Here is a 4,133-nt window from a genome sequence, read left to right on the forward strand (position 1 = left end):
CTGGATGGCATCGAGGTCGGCCTGGGACACGCTCTGGTCGGCGCTCACGCTGGGGGCTCCTGGGGTTGTGGGGGTGGCGCGTCCTCGGGATTGCCGGGGACGGCCGGGGTGTCGGGGCCGCCGGGGAGGCCCGCGCCCCCGAGCAGTTGCGAATTCTCCGGGAAGACGGGATCGGGGGGCACCGAGATGGAGTCCCACACCCGCGTCTGCCACGGCAGCGCCGCCAGCTCCGCCGCCCGCTGCTCGGCCACCGCCCGCTCCACCGGATCCACCGTGCTCACGCGGTACGGGGTCTCGCCCGGCTTGACCGCGCCAAAGCGGATCCGCGCCTGCTGCTCGATGTAGGCGGGGTCGGCGAGCAGCTTCTCCTCGGCCTCGAGCTCGTCGATCGTGCGCTCGAGCGCGGCCCGCTCCTGCGCCACGGCCTTCTCGTCCGAGAGGAACTGGTAGTGGTTGCGCAGCGGGAAGGACACGGTGACGAGCAGGATGATCGCGACGACGGCGAGGAGACCGATCCGCCGGGGCGTGTAGTTCCGCGGGCCCAGCAGGGTGTCCGACAGGTCGGTGCGCGTGGTGAGGCGGTGGGCCTCCGGATGCGCGGTGGTGCCGACCCTGCCGGAGCGGGCGGCGGCGGGGACGGGCCGATCCCGCTCCCGGCTGGGCGTGCGCCGCTGGGGGGTCTGCCGGCGGGCGGGGTCGGAGGAGGGCTCGCCGCGGGAGCTTCCCCGCTGCGGGGCCCGGCGGATGGGCCCGGAGGCCTCCCCCGGCCGCCGGGACGACGCGCGATCGCGGCCGTCGCCCCGGCGATCCGAGGGGCGCGGTGGGCGAGCCATGAGCCCTCCTCTCGACTACCTGCTGGCCATCCCCTGCGCCCGGCGGCTCAGGGGGTGAAGCGCGGGAACGCGCCGGCGCCGGCGTAGCGGGCGGCGTCGCCGAGCATCTCCTCGATGCGCAGCAGCTGGTTGTACTTGGCCACGCGCTCCGAGCGGGCCGGGGCGCCGGTCTTGATCTGGCCGCAGTTGCACGCCACCGCGAGGTCGGCGATGGTCGTGTCCTCGGTCTCGCCCGAGCGGTGCGACATCATGGTGGTGTACCGGTTGCGGTGCGCCAGATCCACGGCGTCCAGGGTCTCGGTGAGGGTGCCGATCTGGTTGACCTTGACCAGCAGCGAGTTGGCCACGCCCTTGTCTATGCCGTCGGCCAGGCGCTGCGGGTTGGTCACAAAGAGGTCGTCGCCCACCAGCTGGACCTTGTCGCCGATCATGTCGGTCAGGGTCTTCCAGCCCTCCCAGTCGTCCTCGTCGAGCGGGTCCTCGATCGAGACCAGGGAGTAGCTGGCCACCAGGTCGGCGTAGACGTCGGCCATCTCGGCGGCGGAGAGCTGCTTGCCCTCGAAGTGGTACTTGCCGCCGGAGTAGAACTCGGTCGCCGCGACGTCCAGCGCGAGCGCCACGTCGGTGCCCAGCTCGTAGCCGGCCTTGGTGATGGCCTCCGCGATCAGGTCGAGCGCGGCCTTGGTGGAGTCGACGGACGGGGCGAAGCCGCCCTCGTCGCCCAGGCCCGTGGACAGGCCCTTGTCCTTGAGTACGGCCTTGAGATGGTGGTAGACCTCGGCGCCCATGCGCAGGGCCTCGCGGAAGGTGGGCGCGCCGATCGGGGCGATCATGAACTCCTGGACGTCGACGCCCGAGTCCGCGTGGGCGCCACCGTTGAGGATGTTCATCATGGGCACCGGCAGGACGTGCGCGTTGGCGCCGCCGACAAAGCGGTAGAGCTCGAGCCCGGCCGAGTCGGCGGCCGCGCGGGCCACGGCCAGCGAGACGCCGAGGATGGCGTTGGCGCCCACCCGGCTCTTGTTGTCCGTGCCGTCGGCGTCGAGGAGGGCCTCGTCCACCAGGCGCTGCTCCTCGGCGGGGATGCCGATCACGGCGGGGGCCAGCACGTCCAGCACGGCCTCGACGGCCTTGCTCACGCCCTTGCCCAGGTAGCGCTCGTCGCCGTCCCGCAGCTCCACGGCCTCGTGGGCGCCGGTCGAGGCGCCCGAGGGCACCGCGGCGCGGGCGAACGATCCGTCGTCCAGGAGCACCTCCACCTCGACGGTGGGGTTGCCTCGCGAATCGAGGATCTCCCGGGCTCCGACCTGCTCGATAAGCGCCATCTGTGCTCCTTGGGGAAGTTCGTGGTTCGTGTCAGGGGGTCGGCGCCGCTCCCGTGGGCGCAGTACCGCTGGTCATTGTTCCACGTAGTCGAGCGGGGTGGGTCGAGGCGTGCGGTGACTACAACCCTTCGGGTGCGCTGCGCCTCGACTCGGACGTGGTGAGACTCCCCCGGGGATCGGCCCTCCCCACTCGTACAGATTCGTAATACGATAGCGGTCATGGAGCGGAAGATTCAGGGCCGGCCGGTCCCAGAAGAACAACTTGACGAGTGGGTTGCCGAAGCCGAGAAGGGCTACGACCCTGCCTGGCTGAAGAAGCGGATGGGGCGACCCGCGAGGTCAAGCGAGGCCGCACAGGTTGTCCCGGTCCGCCTTACCGCCGCCGAGCTTGCGGCGGTCATGGCTCGCGCCGACCGAGACCACCTCAACAGGTCCGAGGCGATCCGCCAGGCTCTGGCCGAGTGGGCCGCCGCTTCGTGATCATCCGAAGTTCCGCCCGGACACACGGCATCACCGACGACGACATACGGGCGGCCTTCGACACCGCTACCCTCTCCGGCCCCCTGGACGACGAACACCCGCAACGGGTACTCGTCTTGGGATTCGATAGGCAAACCAGGGTTCTCGAGCTTGTCGTGCTGTTCTACGACAACGGCCAGATTGAGGTCATCCACGCGATGAAGGCGCGCCGGACCTATCTTGAACTGCTCGAATGACACCGATATCCGATCTGGATGGTCGAAGAACCATTCCGCATCGACGCCAGGGACCTCGAAAGCGATAGCGCTGCTCACGGCTTTCTTGAAGGCCGGACTGCACTTCTTGCGAGCACGTTCTCCGGTGGCGCCGCGACGGTCGCAGCCCAGCTCAAGTCTCTCGGCTTCGTCGTGTCGTCCGAACGATCGCCGGACTGACCTGAGTTAGCCCCTCTGGTGCCCCGCTGAGCACCGGCACTACCGGTACGGGAACCCTTAGCCACAGGTGGTCAAGCAGTCTTGACGCCCACTCAGAGGCTGCGTCCACCGCCAGCACCAGTTCCTAGACTGGCGGGGTGGGTTGTCTGGCTCGTGCACCGATGTCCGCGATGACGTCGCTTAGATCCGCGTCGTCAACGTCCACGTAGCGGCCCACAGCCACGTCGGCCCACCCCTGATCGGCAGCTGCGCGGAGAGCAGCGAGCCTGGCCGCGTCCTCGGCATCTCGCCGCTCCAGCAGCCGAAGCCCTTCACGCACGACCTCGCTCGCATTCTGGTAGCGCCCGGATGCCACCAGTTGCTCGACCAACTCGTGTTGGTGCTGGCCCAGGACAACATTCCGTGTTGGCATACTCATCACCCCTGTTGCAGGATATGCCAATCCTGCGCTTCCTGCGAGCGGCTCCGAGCACTGGGGAGGTCAGCGCGTAGCGCACCGACACGAGGCCGGAATTCCGGCCGCGACGGGTCGGTCTCGTCGTCGTCATCACTCTCGTGTCCCGTCCCCTCCCCACACAGGCGCGCCCGCCCCGGCCACCCACCTCGCCCTTGCCGTCTCGGCGCCGGCCGATCCTGGCGATGTCGTACCCCGCCCCTAGAGTGAGCCCGACCCCCCGCATGGACCACCCCGGAGAACCACCCAGGAGAACACCGTGGACGCACCCGCCCTCGTCACCGCCCGCGCCGGGGCGGCGATCTGATGGCTGCTCGGTCACCGCGCTCGACAACCAGGAAGCGGAAGACGAGTTCCACACGGGCGAAGTCGGCCAGGAGGCCGAGCGCGGCGCAGGCGGCCCCGACGATCCCGCCCGGCCAGCGGGTGTGGCTCCTGGAGCTCCCGTGGGGCGGACTGGACGGCGGAACCCCGGCCGGGGTGACCTACTACAAGTCGCTCACCGCGCACGCCTACGTCGGCACCTCCCTGCCGAGCCCGCTGGAGCCCTACGCCAGCAAGCCGTACTCCTACCTGCGCCTGCTGGAGGACGAGCTCAACGGCAGCG

Annotated in this window: 5 protein-coding genes and 1 pseudogene; 3 read left to right on the forward strand and 3 right to left on the reverse strand. The window is 69.9% G+C overall.

Features of this window, described 5'->3' with window-relative positions; all coding sequences use genetic code 11:
- Window positions 1-44: 44 nt before the first annotated feature.
- On the reverse strand, window positions 45-833 hold the full coding sequence (locus tag B4M60_RS08240; protein ID WP_291082116.1) for an FtsB family cell division protein: 789 nt from the start codon (window positions 831-833) through the stop codon (window positions 45-47).
- Between the two features lie 47 nt (window positions 834-880).
- On the reverse strand, window positions 881-2,158 hold the full coding sequence (gene eno, locus B4M60_RS08245) for a phosphopyruvate hydratase (protein WP_291082118.1): 1,278 nt from the start codon (window positions 2,156-2,158) through the stop codon (window positions 881-883).
- Window positions 2,159-2,377: 219 nt separating this feature from the next.
- Here eno and B4M60_RS08250 point away from each other — a divergent pair, with 219 nt between their 5' ends.
- Together B4M60_RS08250 and B4M60_RS08255 are read left to right on the forward strand one after the other, a co-directional pair.
- Complete coding sequence (locus tag B4M60_RS08250; RefSeq protein WP_291082120.1) at window positions 2,378-2,638, forward strand: ribbon-helix-helix protein, CopG family; 261 nt, start codon at window positions 2,378-2,380, stop codon at window positions 2,636-2,638.
- Entirely contained in the window at window positions 2,620-2,874 is a 255-nt protein-coding gene (locus tag B4M60_RS08255; RefSeq protein WP_291082122.1) for a hypothetical protein, read from the forward strand. Before B4M60_RS08250 ends, B4M60_RS08255 begins: the two co-directional genes overlap by 19 nt.
- Window positions 2,875-3,196: 322 nt before the next feature.
- Here the strand turns inward: B4M60_RS08255 and B4M60_RS08260 are convergent, their stop codons facing one another.
- Complete coding sequence (locus tag B4M60_RS08260) at window positions 3,197-3,490, reverse strand: type II toxin-antitoxin system ParD family antitoxin (protein WP_349679618.1); 294 nt, start codon at window positions 3,488-3,490, stop codon at window positions 3,197-3,199.
- A 342-nt stretch (window positions 3,491-3,832) separates the two neighbouring features.
- Between B4M60_RS08260 and B4M60_RS08265 the strand changes: the two are divergent.
- A pseudogene (locus tag B4M60_RS08265) lies at window positions 3,833-4,133 on the forward strand (DEAD/DEAH box helicase); the annotation flags it as partial.

This window comes from Dietzia sp. UBA5065, assembly GCA_002415925.1.
Classification (GTDB): domain Bacteria; phylum Actinomycetota; class Actinomycetes; order Mycobacteriales; family Mycobacteriaceae; genus Dietzia.

What these genes read in the sequence shown, in the direction of transcription:
- B4M60_RS08240 (WP_291082116.1), bottom strand. Translation starts at nt 833, where the DNA reads ATGGCTCGCCCACCGCGCCCCTCGGATCGCCGGGGCGACGGCCGCGAT.
- eno (WP_291082118.1), bottom strand. Translation starts at nt 2,158, where the DNA reads ATGGCGCTTATCGAGCAGGTCGGAGCCCGGGAGATCCTCGATTCGCGA.
- B4M60_RS08250 (WP_291082120.1), top strand. Translation starts at nt 2,378, where the DNA reads ATGGAGCGGAAGATTCAGGGCCGGCCGGTCCCAGAAGAACAACTTGAC.
- B4M60_RS08260 (WP_349679618.1), bottom strand. Translation starts at nt 3,490, where the DNA reads ATGAGTATGCCAACACGGAATGTTGTCCTGGGCCAGCACCAACACGAG.